Here is a 22318-nt window from a genome sequence, read left to right as displayed (position 1 = left end):
AGACACAGGAGGCCGCCATGATCGACCGTCGCACGCTGATGATCTCGGGGGCCGCCTTCGCCGGGCTGGCCGCCGGTTCCGCCCGGGCCTCGGACGCGCTCGATCCGGTGGTGGCCCGCCTTCGCGAGTTCGTGGCGCAGGGTGAACTGCCGTTCGCCTCCCTGCGGGTAGCGCTGGGGGGACGGGTGCTGGCCGAGACGCACATCTCCGGCGTTGAGACCATCGGGCCGGAGTCGATCTATCGCATCTATTCCATGACCAAGCCGGTGGTGGCGGCGGGCGCGGTTCTGCTGGTTCAGGACGGCGCGCTGACGCTGGACACGCCGGTAGCCGGGATCGTGCCGGAGTTCGCCGATCTTCAGGTGCTGGGCGAGGGGAACGCGCGCGTCCCGGCGCGGGGCATGACCGTGGGTCATCTGCTGACTCACACCTGCGGTCTGGCCAACAGCTGGGGCGATGCGCGCGTGGCGCCGCTGTACCGGCAGGCGGGCCTCACCGCCGCGGCCTGGATGTACGACCCGGAGATCGGCGGGTTGGCCGGGTTCGCGCGGCGGCTGGGCGAGCTGCCGCTGGAGCATCAGCCGGGGGCGGACTGGCTGTACGGCTACGGGCTGGATATCGCCGGGCTGGTGATCGAACGGATCAGCGGCGAGCGGCTGGGGGATTTTCTCAAGCGCCGCATCTTTGACCCGCTGGGCATGGCCGACACCGGCTTCTATGTGCCCGAGGACAGGGCCGACAGGCTGGCGGGGCTCTATACGGCGGGCGAGGACCGGCTGACGCGGGTCGTCTCCGGCGCCGAGCTGAGCCCGTTGCGCCGGCCGCTGGCGGATTCAGGCAGCGGGGCGCTGGTCTCGACGCTGGCGGATTACGGGCGGTTCGCGGACATGCTGGCGGGGGGCGGAGCCATGGAGGGGATCCGGATCATGAGCGCGGACTCCGCCCGGCTGATGATGACGCCGTGGGGGCCGCAGGATCACATCGAGCCGCGGCTGCGCCAGTTCTACGGCGGGCGGCTGGACGGCCGGATGGGGCAGGCGCTGGGCGGGGTGACCCGCCTGGACGACGGGTCAGGGCCCGGCTCGACCGGCGAATACGCGTGGGGCGGGGCGGCGGGCACCGGGTTCTGGGCCACGCCCGGGCTCGGACTGTCGGTGACGATGATGACCCAGGTCATGCCCGCCGGCGCCGCGCCCTCGCGCGACGCCCTGCGGCCGTTGATCTATCAGGCGCTGGCCGGGGCCTGAGCCGGCCGGGGCCCGCCGGTCGCTCTCAGTAGATTTCGAACAGCCCGGCCGCGCCCATGCCGCCGCCGACGCACATGGTGACGACGCCGTATCTGGCGCCGCGCCGCTTGCCCTCGATCAGCACATGGCCGGTCATGCGCGCGCCGGACATGCCGTAGGGGTGGCCGATGGAGATGGCGCCGCCGGACACGTTCAGCCGGTCATTGGGAATGCCCAACTTGTCGCGGCAATACAGGACCTGCACCGCGAAGGCCTCGTTCAGCTCCCAGATGCCGATGTCGTCCACGGTCAGGCCGTGCTGCTTCAGCAGTTTCGGCACGGCGAAGACCGGGCCGATGCCCATTTCGTCCGGCTCGCAGCCGGCCACCGCCATGCCGCGATAAGCGCCCAGGGGCGTCAGGCCGCGCCGCTCCGCGTCCTTCGCCTCCATGATCACCGAGGCCGAGGCGCCGTCCGACAGCTGGGACGCATTGCCCGCGGTGATGACGCGGCCCTGTTCGATCTTCTCGCCGCCGCCGAAGACGGGCTTGAGGGAGGACAGGCCCTCCAGCGTGGTCTCCGGGCGGTTGCCCTCGTCCTTCGACAGGGTGACTTCCTTCGACGAGACCTGGCCGGTGGCCTTGTCCTGCACCTGCATGGTGGTGGTCATGGGGACCACCTCGGCGTCCAGATAGCCGGCCGCCTGGGCTGCGGCGGTGCGCTGCTGCGACTGCAGGGCGTATTCGTCCTGGGCCTCGCGGGAGACGCCGTAGCGCTCGGCCACGACCTCGGCGGTCTCCAGCATGGACATGTAGATGTGGGGCGACAGCTTCAGCAGCGCCTCGTCCTTCATCCGGTAGACGTTCATGTGCTGGTTCTGGACCAGCGAGATGCTCTCCAGCCCGCCGCCGACGGCCACCTGCTGGCCGTCGACCATGACCTGTTTGGCCGCGGTAGCGATGGCCATGAGGCCCGAGGCGCACTGGCGGTCGAGGCTCATGCCGGCGACGCTGGCGGGCAGGCCGGCGGCCAGCGCCACCTGACGGGCGATGTTGGGCGAGGTGGGGCCCTGCTGCAAGGCCGCGCCCATGATCACGTCCTCGATCTCGGCCGGATCGACGCCCGCGCGCTCGACCGCATGGCGCACCGCGTGCGCGCCCAGGTGCTGCGGCTGGGTGTCGTTGAAAGCGCCGCGATAGGCCCGGCCGATGGGGGTGCGGGCGGTGGAGACGATGACGGCTTCGCGGGACATGGCGGCTCTCTGGATGGCTTCGGGACTGTAACCGTAGTTGATCACGCCCCGCCCGCGCGAACCACCGGAAAAGCGGGATTCGGCGGCGGGAATCGAGGCTTTCGCGGCCTAGTAGACGTCGCGCCGGTAGCGGCCCCGGGCGGTCAGGTCGTCGAGGCTCTCCGCGCCCAGAATTTCGGCCAGGGCGGCGTGGACTGCGGCGCCCATGGCCACGGCGCCGCAGACGTGAATGACGGCGCCCCGGGCGATCCAGTCGCGCACCAGATCCGCCTGATCGCGCAGATGATCCTGAACGTACCGGCCCCCGGCGCCGCGAGAGAAGACGCGGTCCAGCCGTTCAAGTGTTCCCAGCGCGCGCCCGGTTTCCAGCTCGGGCGTCAGGATGCGGTCGTGGGCGGGGTGGCGTTCACCCAGGATCAGCCAGTTGGCGCCGCACCGCGCCGCCTGCCGTTCCTTGATGTGGGCGCGCAGGCCGGCCAGCCCGCTGCCCGCGCCGATCAGGATCATGGGCGGCGCGCCTTCGGGGCCATGGAAGGCGCTGTTGGAGCGAATGCGCAGGTCCACCGGCGCGCCGATCGCGCAGGTCTCAGTCAACCAGCCCGACGCCAGACCCGGCGCTCCGTCCGGGCCGCGCATCAGGCGCACGATCAGCTCCAGCCGCCGGTCCGCGGGCAGGGAGGCGACGGAGTATTCCCGGTGGGCGTGGGGCGACTGGCCGGGCGCTGACGGTACGCCGATTTCCGCGATGTCGCCGGCGCGCCAGTCGGGCAGGTCGCCGAGCGGCTCCAGCGCGATGCGCCACAGGCCCTCGCCGGGGCTGTCGGGGCCGTTCAGTCGCTCGCGCTTGATCAGCCGCCACGGGGCGTAGGCGGGCGGGGCCCAGTCCGGGGCGTCGGTCCGGCCGGTGATCCGGTTCAGCTGATGCTGCCAGTGGCGGATCGCGCCGACCTCGCCGTTGTCCACCTCGACCCGGTCGAACAGGGGCCGGGCTGCGTTCGTGCGCAACCAGTCGTCCAAGGCCCGGCCGAAGGCGCAGAAGCTGCGGTAGCTGCTGTCGCCAAGGGCCAGCACGCCGAACGACAGGCCGGAGAGGTCGCGCTGGCTCATGCGGCGCATGAAGGCGAGCGCGGAGTCGGGGGCGTCGCCCTCGCCGGTGGTGGAGACGAGGAACAGGGCGCGCGGCGCGGCGGCGAGGCGGTCGGCGGTGAGGTCGCCGAGGCTGATCAGGGCGGTCGTGATCCCGCCTGCGTTCAACGCAGCGGTGGTCATGCGGGCCAGTTCCTCGGCGAACCCGGTCTGGCTGGCGAAGACCACCAGGGTGGCGTCGGGGGCGGTCGGAGGCGTGTCGCCGGTCTTGCGCGCGCGGCGCAGGGCGACCAGGCCGATCAGGGCCAGCCAGAGCACGACCGCTGCGGCCGCCCACGCCCAGCGGATGGGATCGGCGGTCATGAGACGTCATCCAGCATGGCGGTCAAGGCGGGGCTGAAGCGCTCTTCCAGTCCGTCCGGTCCGCGCAGGATCAGGCGCACGGCGAGGCCTTTGCGTTCGGCATGAGCGATGCCCGCGTCGGGACCCATGACGGTGAGGGCGCTGGCGAGGGCGTCGGCCTGCATGGCTGAGGGGTGCAGCACGCTGACCGAGGCCACGCCGTTGTCGACCGGGCGTCCGGTGCGGCCGTCCAGGGTGTGGGAGAAGGCGCGGCCATCGTGCTCGAACACCCGCACCTGATCGCCGGATGTGGCCACGGACAGCGCGTGCAGGGCGGCCAGCATGCGGGGGCCGTCCAGGCCGGTTGGCTGCTCCAGCTCGACCCACCACGGCCGACCGTCCGGCTTGATTCCGTGGCCGCGCAGCTCGCCGCCGATCTCCGCCAGATGATGGGGCGCGCCCTCGGCGGTCAGGCGGTCGGACACGGCGTCCACGGCGAAGCCCTTGGCCACGCCGGACAGGTCCAGCCGCAGGCCGCCGGGCTGGATCCAGCGGGCGTCGGCGTCCTGCTGAAGCCGCCGCCAGCCGCCGGCGGCGCGGGCGGTGTCGATCTCCGCGTCTGCGGGGACGTCCGCGCGCGGTCCCGGGGGGCCGAAGCCCCACAAGTCCACCAGCGCGCCGAGCGTGGGATCGAAGGCGCCGTCCGTCTGTTCCGCCAGCGACATGGCGCAGGCCAGCACCTCGGCGAAGGGCTGGGGCAGGGCGTGGGCCGAGCCCCTGTCGGCGGCGTTGAAGCGGGACAGGGCGCTGTCGGGACGCCAGTGGCTCATCTGCCCATCCACCCGGGCGATCTCCTCGCGGACAGCGGCGGTCAGGCGCGGGCCGTCGGCGGGATCGCCGACCGCGCGCACCATCCACGACGTGCCCATGGCTTCGCCGGTCAGCACCAGCACCGCGCCGGACGGCCGCGCCGGAATCCGCTCCAGCGCGGGGATCAGAACGCGGTTGTCCGGCGCCTTCACGTCAGGGCAGGACTTCGAAGGTGGCGGTGTACTGCACGTTGCGGGCATGCGCGCGGCCTTCACCGGCGGGGGTGCGGACCGAGGCGTTGACCCAGTACAGACCGGCCTCGGTCCAGGTGATCTGGAACAGGCCGTCGGCGTCGGTGGTGACGGTCATCTCCTCGGGATTGTCGCGATAGCGCGAGCCGCCGCGGGCCACGGTGACCTCCACATTGGCGGCCGGGGCGCCGTCGTTCAGCAGGCGGAACTGGCCGGCCTCGCCAACGATCAGATCGTTGGGATGGGTGACGGGGACCAGCTCCAGACCCTGGCCGGTGGGTTCGAACACGGTCTGGGTCGGGGCGCCGAGGGTGGCGAAGGTCTCGATGCGGTTGGCGTTCTCCGTGCCCTCGATTTCGGTGGCGCCCTCAGGCAGGGCGGCGGGGAACTCGGAGGCCGCGCCGCGCCAGCGCTGGCGCTCGCCGTCCAGGGTGTAGCTGGCGAAGAAGCCCGACGAGACGTTGGCGATCTTGTACGTGCCGGGCTGGGTCAGGTGCACGTCGAAGGTGGAGCGGTAGCGGGCCCGGTGCTCGTTTTCAGCGGAGACGACCGAGCCGTCCGGCGCGGTGATGACCAGGCCGTCCAGCCGCATGGGGGCGTGGTCGGCGATGAACACCCCGTTGGACATGCCCGCGTCGATGGATATCCACCCGTCGGATCCCGAAAGCACGGTAGACGAGGGGGCGATCCAGGCGCGGTGGGCCTGGGCGGCCAGCGGGGCGGCGACGACGGCCAGGGCAACGAGGGCGAAGGCGGTCTTCTTCATGGCGGTGATCCTGAACAGCTTATCGGGTGACGGAAACGGTGACGGCGCCCAGTTCGGACGAGCCGCGCTGGGTGGCGGCGGGCGAGGCGGCGCCCCAGCGGAAGGGCACGCGCACCTCCTCGCGGCCGCCCAGTTCGCGGGCCGCCTCGACCACCAGGGTGTACTGGCCGGCGGGCAGGTTGCGCAGCGGGCCGCGCGTTCCGCTGAATGTCACACTATGACGACCCGGGGCGCGGGTGGCGCTGGAGACGCCGTCGGCGGGCAGGGTCATGGCGCGGCCCTCGCGGCGCCACCAGGTGCGCATGTCCTTGAGCCAGTCCTTGCCTTCGCCCGCGGGCAGGGCGGTGTCGTACCAGACCGCCAGGGTGCCGGCGGAGGTGCGGTCCGCCCGCTCGATCCACACCGCCACATAGGGCCGGTGGTAGGAGGCCGTGGCGATGCGCGGGATCTCCACCGACACGTTGAGGTCGGCGGCCATGGCCGGGGAGGCGGCGGCGCCGGCGGCGGCGATAGCGAGGGGCAGGACGCGCATGATGGAACTCGTCAGTGAATGAAGATGAGGGCGATGATGAGCGGGATCAGAAGCCCCAGCCCCACCAGCGGCCAGGTGGACGGGCGGCCGCGCGCGTGGAGCCACAGCAGGGCCAGACCGGTCAGGCAGAACACCACGCAGGCGCCCGCGAAGATGTCGATGAACCACGCCCAGACCGCGCCGGTGTTGCGGCCCTTGTGCAGGTCATTGAGGTAGGCGATCCAGCCGTTGGTGGTCTGTTCGTGCAGCACGTCGCCGGTGGCCCGGTCGATGGTCAGCCAGCCGTCGCCGCCCGGCGCGGGGAGGGCCACATAGACCTCCACGTCGATGGTCTCGGTAGGCCGTCCAGCCGTCGACACGCCCAGTTCGCCGTCCAGCCAGCGGGCCACGGCGCCGGGCAGCGGATCGGTGGTCTCCACGCCCAGGGCTTCCAGCCGCGACAGCATGGGCGCGGGCAGGATGGCGGTCTGTTCCACCGTCACGGGCTGTGTGGGGATCTGGGCGGCGTGGTTCAGGGTAATGCCCGTGACCGCGAACAGGATCATGCCCACCAGACTCAGCCCCGCGCTGATCCAGTGCCACTGGTGCAACTGCTTCAGCCAGAACGACCGTCGGGCGTTCAGGGCGGCGGCGGGCCGCGCGGCTGTGGCGGGGGTCGACATTAAGGCAGGGAAATCCGAAGCGGGAACAGGCTCTCGGGCATTGGCATGAAGTGAGAACGATTTGCAAGAGCGGTTATTGCAACGGCGAGACGCTGTTGCGAAATTTCATATGATAATCGTTATCAATTTTGTTGCGTCTCGTTTGCACCTGTTTATGAGAGCCGTTCTCAACTTTCTCTCCCCAGGGGCGCTCCAATGTTCAACCGCCGTTTCTCGTCTCGAACCCTTCTGATGACGGCGGCCGCCGCCCTGTGCGCGCCGGGGCTGGCGCTGGCGGATGAGGCGTCTGAGGCGCCGGTGACCCAGGTGGACGAGGTGGTGGTGACCGCCGCAGGTTTCGAACAGCGCATCACCCAGGCGCCCGCCTCCATCAGCGTGCTCCCGCGCGCGGAGATCGAGGAGATGCGCGCCACCTCCATCGCCGAACTGCTGAACACGATCGAAGGCGTCGATACCGGCTCCGGTGTCGGCAAGACGGGCGGCCAGACCATCAACATCCGCGGCATGGGCTCGGACTACACCCTGATCCTGATCGACGGCCGTCGCCAGAACACGGCCGGCAGCGTGACCCCGAACGGCTTCGGCGAGACCTCCACCAGCTTCCTGCCGCCGGTCTCGGCCATCGAGCGGGTGGAGGTTGTGCGCGGCCCGGTGGCGACCCTGTACGGCTCCGACGCCATGGGTGGAGTGGTCAACATCATCACCCGCAGGGTGGGGGATGTGTGGGGCGGCTCGGCTTCGGCCAACACCACGATCCAGGGCGATGATGAGTTCGGCAACATCTATGGCGGCAATCTGTACGCCTCGGGCCCGCTGATCGCCGACACCCTGGGTCTGGCGGTGCGCGGCAGCTATTCCGAGCGTGAAGACTCGGACCTGACCTTCCGCGACGTGGACGGCAATGAGGTGGACGTGACCGGCTTCGGCCGAAGCGCCACGGCGTTCGAGATCTGGAGCGCGGGCGCCCGCCTGACCCTGACACCCGCGCCGAACCACACCCTTTGGCTGGACGCCGACGTGGCCAGCCAGTGGTACGACAACGCCGAAGGCCAGATGGGGACCAACACCACGGCCGGGGGCTACGACGACTTCCTCGAGTTCAACCGCGAACAGTATGTTCTGGCCCACGACTGGAGCCTGCCGTTCGGGGCCCTGGAATCCACCCTGTCGCACAATTTCACCGAGACCCTTGGCCGGATCATTCCCAACGGCGTGCCGGGCGCGGGCGAGTCCCGTCTGCTGGAGACCACCAGCACCCTGTTCGACACCAAGCTCTATTCCCAGTGGCGCAACCACACCTTCACGGTGGGCGGCCAGTATCTGGACGCCGAGATGACCGACGGCGTGGCGGCGGGCAACTTCACCTTTGAGCAGTGGGCCCTGTTCGCGGAGGACGAGTGGCGTCTGACCGACGCCCTGGCCCTGACGCTGGGAGCCCGCTACGACGAGCATTCCGACTTCGGCGACCAGATCAGCCCGCGCGCCTATCTGGTGTGGAACGCCACGGATCAGTGGACCCTGAAGGGCGGCGTCAGCGCCGGCTACAAGACCCCGCGACTGGAGCAACTGACCCCCGGCATCAACGGGTTCGGGCGTCAGGGGACGCTGCCGTTCATCGGCACCCCGACCCTGACCCCTGAAACCAGCACGGCCTATGAGTTCGGCGTCTATTTCGACAACGGATCGACGTTCCGGGCCAGCGCCACGGTGTTCCGCAACGATTTCGAGGACAAGATCGCCTCGGGCGTTCCGGTGGCGAATTGCACCTTCGGGATCAGCCGGGCGGACTATGATGCGGGCGCCTATTCCACCGACGGCTGCGTCGATGTGGGGTTCTGGACCGCCATTGCCGAGTTCGGTCAGAGCGTGAACATCGACGAGGCCGTGACCCAGGGACTGGAGGTCGTGACCCGCTGGAACGTCAGCGACGCCTGGACCCTCAGCGGCAACTACACCTACACCGACAGCGAGCAGAAGACCGGCTCGCAAGCCGGCCTGCCCCTGACCGACACGCCCGAGCACATGCTGAACGCCCAGCTGCGCTGGACTGTCACGGACAGCCTGAGCGCCTGGGTGCGCGGAGAGTACCGCAGCGAGCGGTATCGCGGGGCCGGGGAGGCGCGCGACGAACTGGGCGACCTGGCGGCCTACAGCCTGTTCCACGTCGGCGGATCGTATCAGGTCAACGAGCGGGTCGCGGTCAACGCCACGATCTACAACCTGTTCGACAAGGATTTCGTGCGGCTCATGCCTTACGGCTCGCCGGTGACCTATGCCCCGGAATACGCCAACAACCAGGAGCCGCGCCGGCTGTGGCTGTCGGTGAACGTGGACTTTTGATCTGGAGGATCATCACTCATTGAGGTGCGGGGGTCTGGCCATCCGGTGGCTGGATCCCCTATCTCGCGCTCCACATCGCATTCGTGACGGAGCCAGCCATGACCCTCGTGCTTTACGGCATTCCCAACTGCGACACGGTCAGGAAGGCCCGGACGTGGCTGGAGGGTCGGGGCGTGGATTACGCCTTCCATGACTACAAGAAGGCCGGGATCGACCGCGCGTCTCTGGAGCGCTGGTGCGACGAGCATGGCTGGGCGGTGGTGCTGAACCGCGCCGGGACCACCTTCCGCAAGCTGCCGGAGGCGGATCGGGCGGATCTGGATCAGGACAGGGCCATCGCCCTGATGCTGGCCCAGCCGTCCATGATCAAGCGGCCGGTGCTTGATCTGGGCGACCGCCGGATCGTGGGCTTCAAGCCTGAAATCTATGAGGCAGCGCTCGCCCAGGGTCTGTCCCTGTAAATCCGTCCGGTGCGATGCAGCGACCTGTCGAAACTGTTGCCACCATAGGCCCTCGGGACAAGCCCGAGGGTGACGGGAATATTGAACTCACCGAACCAATGTAGAGCGGCTTATAGGGACAGACCTAGCGCACCAGCCGGAACTGCGTGTGCGGGCCGCCCTGGGCGTTGGGCGCCAGCCACAGGTCGAACCAGCCCGGCTCGACCGTCGGGGCCATGTCGCGGCCGATGAACAGCAGGTCCTGACGCGTCAGGGTGAAGGCGGCCTCGACCGTTTCGCCGGGCGCGAGGGTGACGCGCTGGAACGCCTTCAGCAGGCGCTCGGGCTGGGTCAGGCTGGCGACGCGGTCGCGGACGTAGAGCTGGACCACCTCGTCCACCGGGCGGTCGCCGGTGTTGGTGACGCTGACCGAGGCGGTCAGTTCGCCGTCCCACGGCAGGGTCTCCGACCCCAGCACGATCTCGCCGTAACTGACCGGGGCGTAACCGAGGCCGTGGCCGAACGGATAGAGGGCGGTGTTGGAGGTCTCGCGGAAGCGGGCCTTGTACTCGGATTCCTCGGGCAGTTCGGGGCGCCCGGTGGCCTTGCGGCTGTAGTAGTACGGCTGCTGGCCCGAATAGTGTGAAAAGCTGATGGGGAGGCGGCCGATGGGGGCGTGGTCGCCGAAGATCACGTCGGCGGCGGCGGCGCCTTCCTCGGACCCCAGGAACCAAGTGACCATGATGGCTCCGGCGTCCTTCACCGCGCCGGACAGCTCCAGCGCGCGGCCGGTCTTGAGCAGGACCACGACCGGCTTGCCGACAGCGGCCACCGCTTCGGCCAGGGCCTGCTGGGGGGCGGGGAGGACGATGTTCACCCGCGACTGGGCCTCGGCGGACATGTTGTGGGATTCGCCGACGGCCAGCACCACCACGTCGGCGTCGCGCGCGGCCGCCACGGCGGCCTCGATCCCCCCGTCCAGCGGGGCCTCCACATCCGAGCCCTTGACCACGGTCAGCAGGGACGCGTCGGTCAGGGCGGCGCGGAAGCCCTCCTCGAAGGTCACGCCCATCTCGCGATCGGCGAAGATGGACCAGGGCCCGAAGACGTTGGAGCGGTCCGCCCCGAACGGCCCGATCAGGGCGATGCGCTTGCCCGCCTTCGGCAGGGGCAGGAGCTTGTTCTCGTTCTTCAGCAGGACCACCGACTTGCGGCCAGCCTCGCGGGCGAGGTCGCGGTGCGCCGGGGACCCCACCACGCGGCGCTCCACCTCGGGATCGGCGCCGCGGTAGGGGTTATCGAACAGACCCAGCGCCGCCTTGGTCATCAGAACCCGGCGCACGGCGCGGTCCAGGACCTCCATCGCCACGTCGCCGCTTTCGACCAGATCGGGGATGTGGGCCAGATAGATGCCGCTCTGCATGGACATGTCCACGCCGGCGGTCAGGGCGATGCGGGCGGCGTCGCGGTCATCCTCGGCGAAGCCGTGGGCGATCAGCTCGCGCTCGGAGGTGTAGTCCGACACCACGAAGCCGGTGAAGCCCCACTCGTCGCGCAGGACCTCGGTCAGCAGCCAGTGATTGCCCGAGGTGGGCACGCCGTTCAGGTCGTTGAAGGCGCTCATGGTGCACAGGGCGCCGGCCTCGAACGCGGACTGGAAGGGCGGCAGGTGAACCCCGCGCAGGGTCTGCTCGCTCATGTCGGTGGTGTTGTAGTCCAGCCCCGCCTCGGCCGCGCCATAGGCGGCGAAATGCTTGGGGGTGGCCAGCAGGCTGAGCGGATCGGCCAGATCGTCGCCCTGGAACCCGCGCGTGCGGGCGGCGGCGAACAGCTTGTTCAGCAGCACGTCCTCGCCCGCACCCTCCACGACGCGGCCCCAACGCTGGTCGCGGGCCACGTCGACCATGGGGGCGTAGGTCTGGTGGATGCCCGAGGCGCCGCCCTCGGCGGCGGCCGCCCGTGCGGTGCGCTCGGCAAGATCCAGATCCCAGCTCGCCGCCTCGCCCAGCGGCACGGGGAAGGTGGTGCGCAGGCCGTGGATGATGTCGGCGGCGAAGAGCATGGGAATGCCCAGCCGGCTTTCCTCCAGCGCCAGACGCTGGGCGTAGCGGGCCTGCTCGGCGCCGATGCCGTTGAACAGGGCGCCCACATGGCCGTCGCGGATCTGCTGGGCGGTCTTTTCCTGATCGGTGTCGAAGTCCCCAGGGTTGACGTTGCCGGGGCGCCAGCGGAACGGATCGTTGAACAGGGTCAGCTGTCCCGCCTTTTCCTGGAGGGTCATGCGGGCGATCAGGTCCTCGACGCGCTCGCGGTGGCTGTCGGCGCGGCGCGCGAGGGCGCGGGGCGCCGCGACCAGAGCCAGGCCCATTGATCCGGCGGCCATCAGGGTGCGTCTTGTCACGGCGATCTCACTCATTTCACAGCGTCCGAACCTGTCGGGTAGGGGCCAGCCCTAGCGCCCCGCCCCACGGACCGAAAGGCGGGGCTTATCACAAACCATTGCGGGGATCAGGTCCGGGATTTCCACCAGAGCCAGCCGCCGAGCCCCAGAAGGATCAGGGCGGGGACGAGCAGCCGCGCCTCGTCGGCCAGAGGCGCGCCCGCGATCAGCATGACCGTCGCGTTCGTGGCGACCGACAGACCCAGAATGACCGCGAACAGGCCGAAGCCGCGATACATGAGGCGGCGGCGCTCAACGGGGTCCATGGGCGCCTCGTGGATAAATCATCGGGTCGTGCATCCAGCCAGCATATCGGCGGCGACTACGGGGGGAAAGCGGGCGATGATCGCCGCGCAATCGGAGGGATGAGAGATGGAAGACCTGTTCCGCAGTTACTGGTGGCTGCTGTTTCCCCTCGGCTGGTTCGCCTATGCGGGCTGGGCCAGCTGGCTCAACTACCGGCGTCAGCGCGCGACGCTGGACATCGTTCGTCGCTACGCCGACGCCGGCAAGGAGGTGCCCGCCGAACTGATGAAGGTGCTGGACAAGCCGATCGATTCCGACGCGGAGATGTGGGGCAGCGCCTCGTATGGGTCGGCCCAGCCGACCAACTACTGGTCACTGTTCGGCCTGTTCGCGGTGCTGGCGGGCGGCTTCGGAATCGCCGCCTATATGCCCCAGGTGTTCGGCGTCGACATGGGGGTCCGGTTCCCCTTCACGGTGGTGGCCCTGACCATGGGCGCGGTTGCGGTCTGGGCCCTGATCTCGGCCCTGACCACACGGCGGAGCAGCTCCTGACGGTCGCGGTCAGGGCGCGGGGGCGAAATGGCGTTCGACAGCGATGCCGAACTGGTGGCGGCGGCCCGCGCGGGGTCGGACGCCGCCTTCGCGCGTCTCGTGGCCCGGCATCAGGGCGTGGTGCGCGGGTTTCTGGGGCGTGTTCTGAACGGCGACCGGGCCGAGGCGGACGATGTGGCGCAGGAGGTGTTCCTGACCGCCTGGACGTCGTTGCGGTCGTTGAACGACGCGGCCGGGATTCGGCCCTGGCTGTGCGGCATCGCCTGGCGCAAGGCCCGGGACCGCATGCGGGGCCGGCGGCGGGCCGAGGCGCGCGATGCGGCGTGGATGGACTCGCGCGCGCCTTCGCCGGGCGTCTCGCCCGAGGACCGCATGGCCATGGAGGCCGCCATGGCCGCCCTGGCCCCGGACGAGCGGGCCTGCGTCGCCCTGTGCCTGGCCGAGGGCTGGTCGCACGGCGAGGCGGCGGCCGCTCTGGGCTTGCCCCTGGGCACGGTGAAGTCCCATGTCGGGCGAGGGCGCACGAAACTGCTTCAGGCGCTCGGAGGATCGGATGACTGAGTTGACCCCGGATCAGAAGCTGGCCGCCCTGTTCGCGGAGCAGGCGGCGCCCGCGCGCGATCCCGTGTTCTGCGCCGAGGTCATGCAGCGCGTGGCCCGGCGCCGGGCCTGGGCGCGGGTCGGAACGGCCGCGCCCTGGGCCGGGGTGGCCGGGCTGCTGGCGTGGGCGCTGCAGCCGGTGCTGGGCCCGTCTATGGCGGCCGTAGCGGACAGTCTGGTCCTGCCCGCCGCGATTCTCGGGGGAACGGGCATCCTGCTGGCGGTCAGCCTGATGGGCGCGCGGCGGCTGGCCCGCTAGCGCACGCGCAGGCGCGCGACGACCGCCACATGGTCGGAGGGCCAGACGCCGACGACGGGCTGGTCGGCGGCGAGCGCCGCGTACAGGATGTCGAAGCGCCCGCGCTGAACGAAGATGTGGTCGATGCGCTCGGACCGGTGGCCGTGAGCGGTGACCAGGGTGGAGCGGGCGGCGGCCACTGGATCGGCGCTTTGCAGGGCGTCGATATAGCCGTTTCGAACTGTCATGAATTCAGGCACTTCTGCGGAAGCATTGAAGTCGCCTAGAAGGATGGTCGGGGCGTCATCCTCCGCCCCGATCACCGCCAGCACGTCATTGATCTGGCTGGCCCGCATGGCGCCGCCCTCGGGGGTGTGGTGCAGATGGGTGGCCGCAATCTGGACCGGGCGGCCGTTCACCGGCACCCGCACGGTGGCCAGGGTGCGCGAATCCTCCAGCGGGCGCAGCCGATGTTCGCCGCTCTCCAGCACCGGCAGGCGGGTGAGGACGGCGTTGCCGTAACGCCGCGTCTGTCCCTGCGGATCAACCGAGACGAAGTGGACGGAATAGCCGCCCAGGGCCCGGGCGATGTCCTCGGCCTGATTGGGCAGGTCGGTGTCCTGCAACACCTCCTGCAGCGCGATCACATCGGCGTCCAGGTGGCGCAGGGCGGCGATGACCAGCGGCCGCCGCGCCGGCCAGTCGCCCATGTCGTGCCAGATATTGAAGGTGACCACGGTCAGCTCGGCGGAGCTGTCGGCGGCAGGGACCGCGGCGCAGGCGGCCAGGGGCAGGGCGACGGCGAGGGGGAGCAGGCGGCGACGGGTGAGCATGATCGATCCGGAAACAGGCGGGGACAGGCATTGTCGGCGGGAAGCGGGGCGTGATCGCGGTTTTCCGGTCCAGCACCGGGTCGAAAAAACAGTGTCCGAATTGTCCGAATTGTTGAAATCGCGCCGCCGCTTCGCGGGTGAGGGGACGATGAGAGTAACCCGCGTGGCAAGGCGGCGGCGAAAAAACCCGCAACACGGCCGGATCGGGCTATGAACCACAGTCAAGATTCCGGGGAGGAGCGCGCGTTGATCCCGTCACCTTACGAAGATTTCACGTCGGTTCGCGCATCCATGAGGGTCCGCCGCCGCCTCTTGTAATCAGAAGGGCGTGGCGCTTGGCCCGCCTGTTTTTGGAGGACCGTCACCATGGGTGTCGAAATTTTTGTTCCGCTGGGCTTCTTCGCAATGATCGTCGCGATCGTCGCGATTCCGTCCTGGCTGAAAAGCCGTGATCGCCGCGACATGCAGGGAACCCTGCGCACTGCCATCGAAAAGGGTCAGCCGCTGCCCGCCGAAGTGATCGAAGCTCTTGGCAAGGACGTCGCCAAGAAGCTCCCATCCGCTCATCGGGACATGCGGATCGGTGTGATCTGGCTCGCCATCGCCATCGGCGTCACCGTTTTCGGTTGGAGTGTCAGCTTCGCCGACGGCGACAGCGAAGTGTTCTACGTCATGGGCGGCATTGCCGCGGTGCCGGGCTTCATCGGGCTGGCATTCATCGTCCTGAGCTTCTTCAACAAGAACAAGGGCTGAACCGGCGTCTGAAGACAGGGGAACGCCATGTCCAATCCTATCGACCTTCATGACGTGGAGCTGGCTGCCCTGGCGGCGGCCGGCGGACGTCGGGAGTTCGGCGAGCTGGTGCGCAGGCACGGCTCGGCGGTCCGGGCGCTGCTGCGCCGAATGGGCGCCGATCCGGCCGCCGCCGACGACATCGCCCAGGACGCCTTCATCCAGGCGTTCGAGAAATGCGCCGAGTTCCGGGGCGAGGGCGCCTTCGGGGCCTGGGTCAAGCGGATCGCCGCCCGGCTCTACATCAAGCGCAAGGCGAAGGAGGCGCGCTATGTCTCTGAAGCTGAAGCGCCGGTGGAAGAGCCGCTCCACGCCGATCAGGCGGGGCGCATGGATCTGGACGAAGCTCTGAAAGGCCTCACCGAGGTCGAGAGGCTTTGTGTTTCGCTCTGCCACGGCGCCGGTCTGTCGCACGCCGAGATCGCCGCCGCCTTGAATACGCCACTTGGGACCGTGAAATCTCATGTCAAACGTGGTCTGGATAAACTCCGCGCCCGGCTTTCGCCGGAACCGGACAACCTCGGGAGGGCGGCCAATGTCCGCGCCTGACGAATTCGACCCTTTCATCGAGCGGCTGTTCCGGGAGACGCCGCCGATGCCGAACTCTGCGGGGTTCGCGCGCGCCGTCGAGAAGCGCCTGACGACCGGGTCGCGCATGCGCACCGTGGTGATCAGCGCGGCCGGACTGATCGGAGGCGTGGTCGCTGTGCGCGAGACCCTCGGCGCCAATCTGAGCTTCAGCGCCGCAAGCAGCCCCACAGGCAGGGGGTTTTCGGCCGCCGCCTCGTCGCCGGAGAGCGTCCGGCTGGTGGACGCCGGGGTCGGCGCCCTGACAGCCCAGGCCCAGGCGGCCCAGAATGGTCTGAGCACTCTGGGTGTTGATTTCGATATCGCCGCGCTTGGGGGTATGCAGATGTTCTGGGCCGTGGCGGCGCTGCTGATCGCGGCGGCTGTGACGGCGGGCATGAAGCTGGCGAACGAGGTCTGATGTCTTCTCACAAGCAGGAACCGGTCAAGCGGCTGCACGCGCCCGACATCCTCGCGCGCAAGGGCGGCGAGCCCATCGTCTGCCTGACGGCCTATGACGCGCCCACGGCCGAGATGCTGGACGAGCACTGCGACCTGCTGCTGGTGGGCGACAGCGTGGGCATGGTGGTGCACGGCCTGCCCAACACCGTCGGCGTGACTCTGGAGATGATGATCCTGCACGGCCAGGCGGTGATGCGCGGCGCGCGCCGCGCCATGGTGGTCATCGACATGCCCTTCGGCAGCTATGAGGGCGGCAAGGAAGTCGCCTACGACAACTGCGCCCGGGTCATGAAGGAGACGGGCGCCCAGGGGGTGAAGCTGGAAAGCGGCCCGACGGTCCCCCACACCATCGAATATCTGGTCCAGCGTGGCATCCCGGTCATGGGGCACGTGGGCTTGCGGCCCCAGGCGGTGCTGAACGAAGGGGGCTTCAAGGCCAAGGGCCGGACCGAGGACGAGCGCATCCGGGTCATGAGCGAGGCCGAGGCCACCGCCGACGCCGGCGCCTTCGCCGTCGTCATCGAGGGGGTGGCCGAGGGGCTGGCCGCCGAGATCACCCGGGCCATCGACAAGCCGACCATCGGCATCGGCGCCTCGGCCGCCTGTGACGGCCAGATCCTGGTGGTCAACGACATGCTGGGCATGTTCGACTGGTCGCCGAAGTTCGTGCGGCGCTACGCGGATCTGCGCGGCGAAATCACCCGCGCGGCCGAAAGCTACGCCGAAGATGTGCGCGCGCGCCGTTTTCCCGCCCAAGTCGAGACCTACTTCTCCAAAAAGCCGGTCTGAACCCGGTTCGTCCGCGTTGCGGGCGGCGCGTCGAGCCTCTAGGGTCGCGCCGAAATTGTCAGCGGTCGTGGTTTACACACGAACGCACAGCCAGCGTGTCCGGGGAGCCTGTCTTTAAGTGGTCGATGTCTTCGAAGAGGTCGAGGAGGAGCTTCGCTCCGAACGGTACCGCCGCCTGTTCCGCACCTGGGGTCCGTGGGTGGCCGGGGCCCTGGTGCTGGCGCTGGTCGCGGCGCTGGCCTGGTGGGGCTGGCAGTCCTGGCAGACCAGCCGCGCGGAAACCGCAGCGGCGCACTATGACCGGGGCATGCAGGCCCTGAGCGAAGAGAACATCGACGCCGCCGACGCCGCCTTCGTGGAGGCCGCGGACGTCGGATCGGGCGGCTACAAGGCCCTGGCCCTGCACCAGCGCGCCGGCATCGCCGTCGCCCAGGAGCGGATCGAGGCCGCCGTGGCCCTGTTCGACGAAGCCGCCGACGCCTCGGGACAGCCCCTCATCGCCGATCTGGCCCGCCTGAAGGCCGCCTTCCTGCTGATGGACACTGCGCCGCTTGAGGACATCGAGGCCCGGCTGGCCCCCATCGCCCAGGAGGGACGCCCGTTCAGCCCCTACGCCCGCGAGGCCCAGGGTCTCGCCCGGATCCAGCACGGCCAGACGGCCGAGGCCCGCCCGGTGTTCGCCCTGCTGGCGCTCGGCCAGGACGTGCCGGACGTGGTGCGCCAGCGCGCGCAGCTGGTCCAGGACGCCATCGATTCGGGCGTCGCCGCCTCCATGGCGGAAATCGTCCGGGCCCAGGCCGAGGCGCCGCAACCCGACACGACTGCGACGCCGACCCAGACACCGGACGGCGCCGCGCCGTCCGCACAGCCGTAACTCCAGGATCACGCCGCATGCGCTCCATGTCCAAACCCCTGAAGATCGCCCTGATCTGCGGCCTGGCCGTCACGGTGGCCTCCTGCTCGACCGCCCGCAGAATTTGGCCGTTCGGCGGCGACGACGGCCCGCAATCGGTCGCTTCGGCGGGTGAGCGCGTCTCCATCCTGGAGTTCGAGCAGCGGTTGACGCCGAGCACGGACCTGGCCGGGCGCGACTTCTTCGTTCCGGGCCCCCAGGCCATCACGGCCTGGCCGGTTCCGGGCGGCAATCTGGAGCAGTCGCTTGAGCATGTGATCGCCGCCCCGGACTTCACGGTGGCGTGGCGTCGCAACATCGGCGAGGGCGGGTCGCGCACGACCCAGATCACCGCCACGCCGGTGGCCGCCAACGGGCGCATCTACGTGATGGACGGCGAGGCGCGGGTCAGCGCCGTGGACGCCAATACGGGCGCGATCGTGTGGCAAACCAATCTGCGCCCGGACGGTCGTGACCGCGCCTATGGCGGCGGCGTCGCGGTCTCGGGCGACCGGGTCTACGTCACCTCGGGTTATCGGCTGGTCTCGGCCCTGAATGCGGCGACCGGCGCGGTGGAATGGACCACCCCGTTTGACGCGCCCATTCATGGCGCGCCGACCGTGGCGGGCGGGCGCGTGTTCGCGGTGGACGTGGACAACCAGATTCTGGCCCTGGACGCGACCACGGGCGCCCTGTCCTGGTCCTACCAGGCCATTTCGGAGCCGGCGCGCCTGATGCGGGCGTCCAGCCCGGCTGTCACGGGCGAGACTGTGATCGCTCCGTTCTCCTCGGGTGAAGTGGTGGCGCTTCGGGCCAACAACGGCCAGGAGCTGTGGACTCAGGTGCTGTCCCGCACCAGCCGGACCAGCGCCCTGTCTGAAATCCGCGACATCGCCGGTCGTCCGGCCGTCAGCCGCGGCGTGGTCTATGCGGTCAGCCATTCCGGCCTGATCAGCGCCATGGATGTGCGGACGGGCCAGCCCGCCTGGCAACTGCCGCTGGCCGGCATGAACGCGCCATGGGTCGCCGGAGACGTGGTGTACGCCGTGTCCAAGGCGGGTGAGCTGACCGTCATCAATCGCCAGAACGGTCAGGTCTACTGGATCCGCGATATCAACGAGGGACGCACCCGCACCGAGGGCGGCTGGTTCTTCGGCGTCGGCAAGCGCACCGTTCGGCCGGTCTGGAGCGGGCCGATCCTGGCGTCCAACCGCCTGATCCTGGTCAACTCTGACGGCCAGGCCGTGGCCTATGACCACAAGACGGGCCAGGAAGTCGCCAGCCTCAATCTGGGCGCCGCGGCCTACATCGCTCCCATCGCCTACAACGGCGCTCTCTACGTCGTGACCGACAACGGTCAGCTGGTCAGCATCCGCTGACCTGAAAAAGGGCCTATAACGTTCCCATGGCCCTCAAGGTCGCTATCGTCGGTCGCCCCAATGTGGGCAAGTCCACCCTGTTCAACAGACTGGTGGGCAAGAGACTCGCGCTCGTCGATGACCGGCCGGGCGTGACGCGCGACCGTCGCTACGCCGACGGCAACATCGGCGACATCGACCTGACCCTGATCGACACGGCGGGCTATGAGGACGTCACCGACGACAGTCTGGAGTCGCGCATGCGCGAACAGACCGAGGCGGCGCTGGATGACGCCGAGCTGATCCTGTTCATGATGGACGCCCGCGAGGGGGTCACGGCGCTGGACCGTATCTTCGCCGACCATCTGAGGCGCCACGAGACGCCGGTCGTCCTTCTGGCCAACAAGTCCGAGAGCCGCGAGAGCGGCGGCGGCGTGGGCGAGGCCCATGCGCTGGGCTTCGGCGAGCCCGTGGCCATCTCCGCCGAGCACGGCGAGGGCATGGCCGATCTGTACGCCGCGATCGTCAAGGCCAGTCGCGACATCGAGGTGGCCGAGCAGGAAGAGGCCGAAAAGCCCATCCGGGTGGCCATCATCGGCCGCCCCAATGCGGGCAAGTCCACCCTGATCAACCGTCTGCTGGGCGAGGATCGCCTGCTGACCGGGCCGGAGGCGGGGATCACCCGCGACTCCATCTCGGTGGACTGGACCTACGAGGGCCGCAACATCCGGCTGGTGGACACCGCCGGCATGCGGCGCAAGGCGCGGGTGCAGGAGAAGCTGGAAAAGCTGTCGGTGGCCGACACCATCCGGGCGATCACCTTCGCCGAGGTGGTGGTGCTGGTCATGGACCGGGACAACGCCTTCGACACCCAGGACCTGCAGCTGGCCGATCTGGTCGAACGCGAGGGCCGGGCGCTGATCTATGTGATCTCCAAATGGGATCTGGAGGAAGAGCCCCAGTCCCGCATGGCGTCGCTGAAGGAAACCGCCGACCGCATGCTGCCCCAGCTGAAGGGCGCGCCCTTCGTGGCCCTGTCGGCGCACAACGGGCGCGGGGTTGAGCGGCTGATGCCCGCCATCCTGAAGGCGCACGACACCTGGTCGGTGAAGGTCAAGACGCGCGACCTGAATGACTGGCTGGCCCTGGCGGTGCAGCGTCACCCGCCGCCCGCCGTGGACGGCCGCCGCATCAAGCCCAAATACATCGCCCAGACCAAGGCGCGTCCGCCCACCTTCGTGATGTTCGCCAACCGGGCGTCGCAGATGCCGGAGCAGTACAAGCGCTATCTGATCAACAGCCTGCGCGAGAGCTTCGACCTGCCCGGCACCCCCATGCGGCTGACCGCCAAGTCGGGCGCCAATCCGTTCGTGGACGGCTCCGGCGGACCGACCCGGCCCAAGGGCGACGCCAAGACCGCCCCGCGCCGCGTGACCAAGGCCCAGAAGGCCGAGGAGGCGAAGGCCACCGCCAAGGGTCTGCCCGGAAACGCGCCGGCCAAGAAGGCTGCGCCGCCCAAGCCCACGGTGGTCAAGGCCAAGCTGCGGGCCGCGTCCAAGGCCAAGGCCGCCTCCATCCCCGGCAAGCGCGCGCGCGGCGGCGCCCGTCAGGTGTCCCGCTCGGGCCGCATCCGCACCGGGGCGCCGTCCAAGCCGAAACGGTAAAAACCTTCGCTGGACAAGGCGGGATCCTGCTGCGAAATCCCGATCCTGTCTCAGGAGGGGAATATGTCGGGTCACTTCATCATCGTCGCCGCATTGTTGATGCTGCAGCCGGCTGACGGGGCACCTGAATGTGTGATTCCCACGCCGCCCGAGCGGCTTTTCATCGCGGCGCCCACGCGGCCGCCGGTGCCGTCGTGCGTGAACGAGAGAACCAACCGGCACACCTGCTCAAACCGCGTCATCAACGCCTACAACGCGGAAATCGAAGCCTATGACGTGGCGTTCACTGCTTATGTGGCGGAGATCAACGCCTATATTTCCCGCCTCGGCGACTACATGACGGCGGCAAGCAGCTATACGCAGTGCGAGCAGCGGCGTGTGGCCCCGCAGGCCCTTATCGTCGGGTAGGGATCAGACCAGCGGCGCCACCGGCGGGCGGTTGAAACAGGAGCGCTGATCGCCCCTCCATCCCCTGCCACAAGTCCGCCACCATCTTGAAAGCACTCTTGCCGGCCCACGAAAGAGCCGGGTGTCGAGCGGTGGAACCGACATGGAAGCGACGCAGCCATTCGATCTTCAGGCCGTCCAGAAAGTGCGCAAGGCGGTCATACTGGCCGCTCTGATCGGGCTGATCGGATTGAGTCTGATCTCCCAGTCGGCCAGCGGACTTCACAGCACCCTCCATGAAGGCGTCGAGGCGGTGGGGCTGGCGGCCATTGTTCTGGCCATCATCGGCCGCGCCTGGTGTTCGCTGTACATCGGCGGGAGGAAGAAGGCGGAAATCGTGTCGCGGGGGCCGTACTCGATTACGAGAAACCCACTTTATGTGTTCAGCTTCATCGGCGCATTCGGGGTTGGAGCCCAGACCGGCAGCGTGACCATCGCCGCCCTCTTCACTGTGGCCGCATGGGTGGTCTTCTCGCTGACGGTCCGGCGCGAGGAAGCCTGGCTGCAGGACGTTTTCGGGGCCGATTACAGCGCCTATCGCGAGCGAACGCCACGGTTTTTCCCCAACTTCCTCCTTTGGCGGGACGAGGGAGAACTGGCCGTGCGGCCAGCCTTTTTCCTGCTGACCCTCCGGGACGGCCTGGTTTTCTTCCTTGCCGTACCTGTGTTTGAATCCTTCGACGCGCTGCAGGCCACGGGGTGGCTGCACGTTTTTCTCAAGCTGCCCTAGA

At 69.1% G+C, this 22318-nt stretch carries 24 protein-coding genes; 15 read left to right on the top strand and 9 right to left on the bottom strand.

Annotated features, from left to right (window positions below):
• The first annotated feature begins 17 nt into the window (after positions 1-17).
• The gene (locus tag ACK4SE_RS08210) at positions 18-1247 is read left to right on the top strand and encodes a serine hydrolase domain-containing protein (protein WP_409691008.1); all 1230 of its coding nucleotides are present in this window, start codon (positions 18-20) and stop codon (positions 1245-1247) included.
• 25 nt (positions 1248-1272) lie between these two features.
• Here ACK4SE_RS08210 and ACK4SE_RS08205 read toward each other — a convergent pair whose 3' ends face one another.
• The 6 genes from ACK4SE_RS08205 to ACK4SE_RS08180 all read right to left on the bottom strand — a co-directional run bounded on the left by ACK4SE_RS08205 (position 1273) and on the right by ACK4SE_RS08180 (position 6927).
• Positions 1273-2478: an acetyl-CoA C-acyltransferase gene (locus ACK4SE_RS08205; RefSeq protein WP_409691007.1), complete on the bottom strand. Its 1206-nt coding sequence runs from the start codon at positions 2476-2478 to the stop codon at positions 1273-1275.
• A 108-nt stretch (positions 2479-2586) separates the two neighbouring features.
• The gene (locus ACK4SE_RS08200) at positions 2587-3927 is read right to left on the bottom strand and encodes a sulfite reductase subunit alpha (protein WP_409691004.1); all 1341 of its coding nucleotides are present in this window, start codon (positions 3925-3927) and stop codon (positions 2587-2589) included.
• Complete coding sequence (locus ACK4SE_RS08195) at positions 3924-4928, bottom strand: FAD:protein FMN transferase (RefSeq protein ID WP_409691002.1); 1005 nt, start codon at positions 4926-4928, stop codon at positions 3924-3926. The genes ACK4SE_RS08200 and ACK4SE_RS08195 overlap by 4 nt, the downstream gene beginning before the upstream one ends.
• A gap of 1 nt (position 4929) precedes the next feature.
• A complete protein-coding gene (locus ACK4SE_RS08190) occupies positions 4930-5733 on the bottom strand; it encodes a DUF4198 domain-containing protein (protein ID WP_409691000.1) in 804 nt (267 codons plus the stop codon).
• A 19-nt stretch (positions 5734-5752) separates the two neighbouring features.
• Positions 5753-6265 carry a DUF2271 domain-containing protein gene (locus tag ACK4SE_RS08185; protein ID WP_409690998.1) on the bottom strand — a complete coding sequence of 171 codons (513 nt, stop codon included), beginning with the start codon at positions 6263-6265 and terminating at the stop codon, positions 5753-5755.
• A gap of 11 nt (positions 6266-6276) precedes the next feature.
• A complete protein-coding gene (locus ACK4SE_RS08180) occupies positions 6277-6927 on the bottom strand; it encodes a PepSY-associated TM helix domain-containing protein (RefSeq protein ID WP_409690996.1) in 651 nt (216 codons plus the stop codon).
• A 195-nt stretch (positions 6928-7122) separates the two neighbouring features.
• Here ACK4SE_RS08180 and ACK4SE_RS08175 point away from each other — a divergent pair, with 195 nt between their 5' ends.
• A complete protein-coding gene (locus ACK4SE_RS08175) occupies positions 7123-9267 on the top strand; it encodes a TonB-dependent receptor domain-containing protein (protein WP_409690993.1) in 2145 nt (714 codons plus the stop codon).
• A gap of 98 nt (positions 9268-9365) precedes the next feature.
• On the top strand, positions 9366-9728 hold the full coding sequence (locus tag ACK4SE_RS08170; protein WP_409690992.1) for an ArsC family reductase: 363 nt from the start codon (positions 9366-9368) through the stop codon (positions 9726-9728).
• A gap of 124 nt (positions 9729-9852) precedes the next feature.
• On the opposite strand, the gene ACK4SE_RS08165 is transcribed toward ACK4SE_RS08170, so the two are convergent.
• Positions 9853-12108, bottom strand: coding sequence for a glycoside hydrolase family 3 N-terminal domain-containing protein (locus ACK4SE_RS08165; protein WP_409690990.1), 2256 nt, complete (start codon positions 12106-12108; stop codon positions 9853-9855).
• A 107-nt stretch (positions 12109-12215) separates the two neighbouring features.
• Positions 12216-12413: a hypothetical protein gene (locus tag ACK4SE_RS08160; protein ID WP_409690987.1), complete on the bottom strand. Its 198-nt coding sequence runs from the start codon at positions 12411-12413 to the stop codon at positions 12216-12218.
• 106 nt (positions 12414-12519) lie between these two features.
• Between ACK4SE_RS08160 and ACK4SE_RS08155 the strand changes: the two genes are divergently transcribed.
• The 3 genes from ACK4SE_RS08155 to ACK4SE_RS08145 are packed head-to-tail and all read left to right on the top strand — an operon-like array spanning position 12520 to position 13804.
• The gene (locus ACK4SE_RS08155; RefSeq protein WP_409690985.1) at positions 12520-12945 is read left to right on the top strand and encodes a hypothetical protein; all 426 of its coding nucleotides are present in this window, start codon (positions 12520-12522) and stop codon (positions 12943-12945) included.
• Between the two features lie 27 nt (positions 12946-12972).
• Positions 12973-13506, top strand: coding sequence for an RNA polymerase sigma factor (locus ACK4SE_RS08150; protein ID WP_409690983.1), 534 nt, complete (start codon positions 12973-12975; stop codon positions 13504-13506).
• Positions 13499-13804 carry a hypothetical protein gene (locus tag ACK4SE_RS08145; protein WP_409690981.1) on the top strand — a complete coding sequence of 102 codons (306 nt, stop codon included), beginning with the start codon at positions 13499-13501 and terminating at the stop codon, positions 13802-13804. Before ACK4SE_RS08150 ends, ACK4SE_RS08145 begins: the two co-directional genes overlap by 8 nt.
• On the opposite strand, the gene ACK4SE_RS08140 is transcribed toward ACK4SE_RS08145, so the two are convergent.
• Entirely contained in the window at positions 13801-14616 is an 816-nt protein-coding gene (locus tag ACK4SE_RS08140) for an endonuclease/exonuclease/phosphatase family protein (protein ID WP_409690979.1), read from the bottom strand. The genes ACK4SE_RS08145 and ACK4SE_RS08140 overlap by 4 nt on opposite strands.
• Positions 14617-14982: 366 nt before the next feature.
• On the opposite strand from ACK4SE_RS08140, the gene ACK4SE_RS08135 reads away from it, so the two are divergent.
• From ACK4SE_RS08135 to ACK4SE_RS08095, 9 genes are all read left to right on the top strand, one after another.
• A complete protein-coding gene (locus ACK4SE_RS08135) occupies positions 14983-15369 on the top strand; it encodes a DUF6249 domain-containing protein (protein ID WP_409690977.1) in 387 nt (128 codons plus the stop codon).
• A gap of 27 nt (positions 15370-15396) precedes the next feature.
• Positions 15397-15957, top strand: coding sequence for an RNA polymerase sigma factor (locus ACK4SE_RS08130; protein WP_409690975.1), 561 nt, complete (start codon positions 15397-15399; stop codon positions 15955-15957).
• Complete coding sequence (locus tag ACK4SE_RS08125; protein ID WP_409690974.1) at positions 15944-16396, top strand: hypothetical protein; 453 nt, start codon at positions 15944-15946, stop codon at positions 16394-16396. Before ACK4SE_RS08130 ends, ACK4SE_RS08125 begins: the two co-directional genes overlap by 14 nt.
• A complete protein-coding gene (gene panB / locus ACK4SE_RS08120; RefSeq protein ID WP_409690971.1) occupies positions 16396-17226 on the top strand; it encodes a 3-methyl-2-oxobutanoate hydroxymethyltransferase in 831 nt (276 codons plus the stop codon). Before ACK4SE_RS08125 ends, panB begins: the two co-directional genes overlap by 1 nt.
• 118 nt (positions 17227-17344) lie before the next feature.
• Positions 17345-18100 carry a tetratricopeptide repeat protein gene (locus ACK4SE_RS08115; protein WP_409690968.1) on the top strand — a complete coding sequence of 252 codons (756 nt, stop codon included), beginning with the start codon at positions 17345-17347 and terminating at the stop codon, positions 18098-18100.
• A gap of 26 nt (positions 18101-18126) precedes the next feature.
• Entirely contained in the window at positions 18127-19497 is a 1371-nt protein-coding gene (locus ACK4SE_RS08110; RefSeq protein WP_409690966.1) for a PQQ-binding-like beta-propeller repeat protein, read from the top strand.
• A gap of 26 nt (positions 19498-19523) precedes the next feature.
• Positions 19524-21140 (top strand): ribosome biogenesis GTPase Der, encoded by a 1617-nt coding sequence (gene der / locus ACK4SE_RS08105; protein WP_409690964.1) that lies wholly within the window; start codon positions 19524-19526, stop codon positions 21138-21140.
• Positions 21141-21203: 63 nt separating this feature from the next.
• Positions 21204-21548 (top strand): hypothetical protein, encoded by a 345-nt coding sequence (locus tag ACK4SE_RS08100; protein ID WP_409690961.1) that lies wholly within the window; start codon positions 21204-21206, stop codon positions 21546-21548.
• A gap of 142 nt (positions 21549-21690) precedes the next feature.
• A complete protein-coding gene (locus ACK4SE_RS08095) occupies positions 21691-22317 on the top strand; it encodes a methyltransferase family protein (RefSeq protein ID WP_409690959.1) in 627 nt (208 codons plus the stop codon).
• The last annotated feature ends 1 nt before the right edge of the window (position 22318 follow it).

The organism is Brevundimonas sp. (genome assembly GCF_046293315.1).
Taxonomy (GTDB): domain Bacteria; phylum Pseudomonadota; class Alphaproteobacteria; order Caulobacterales; family Caulobacteraceae; genus Brevundimonas.
This window is presented reverse-complemented; position numbering and strand designations above follow the sequence as displayed.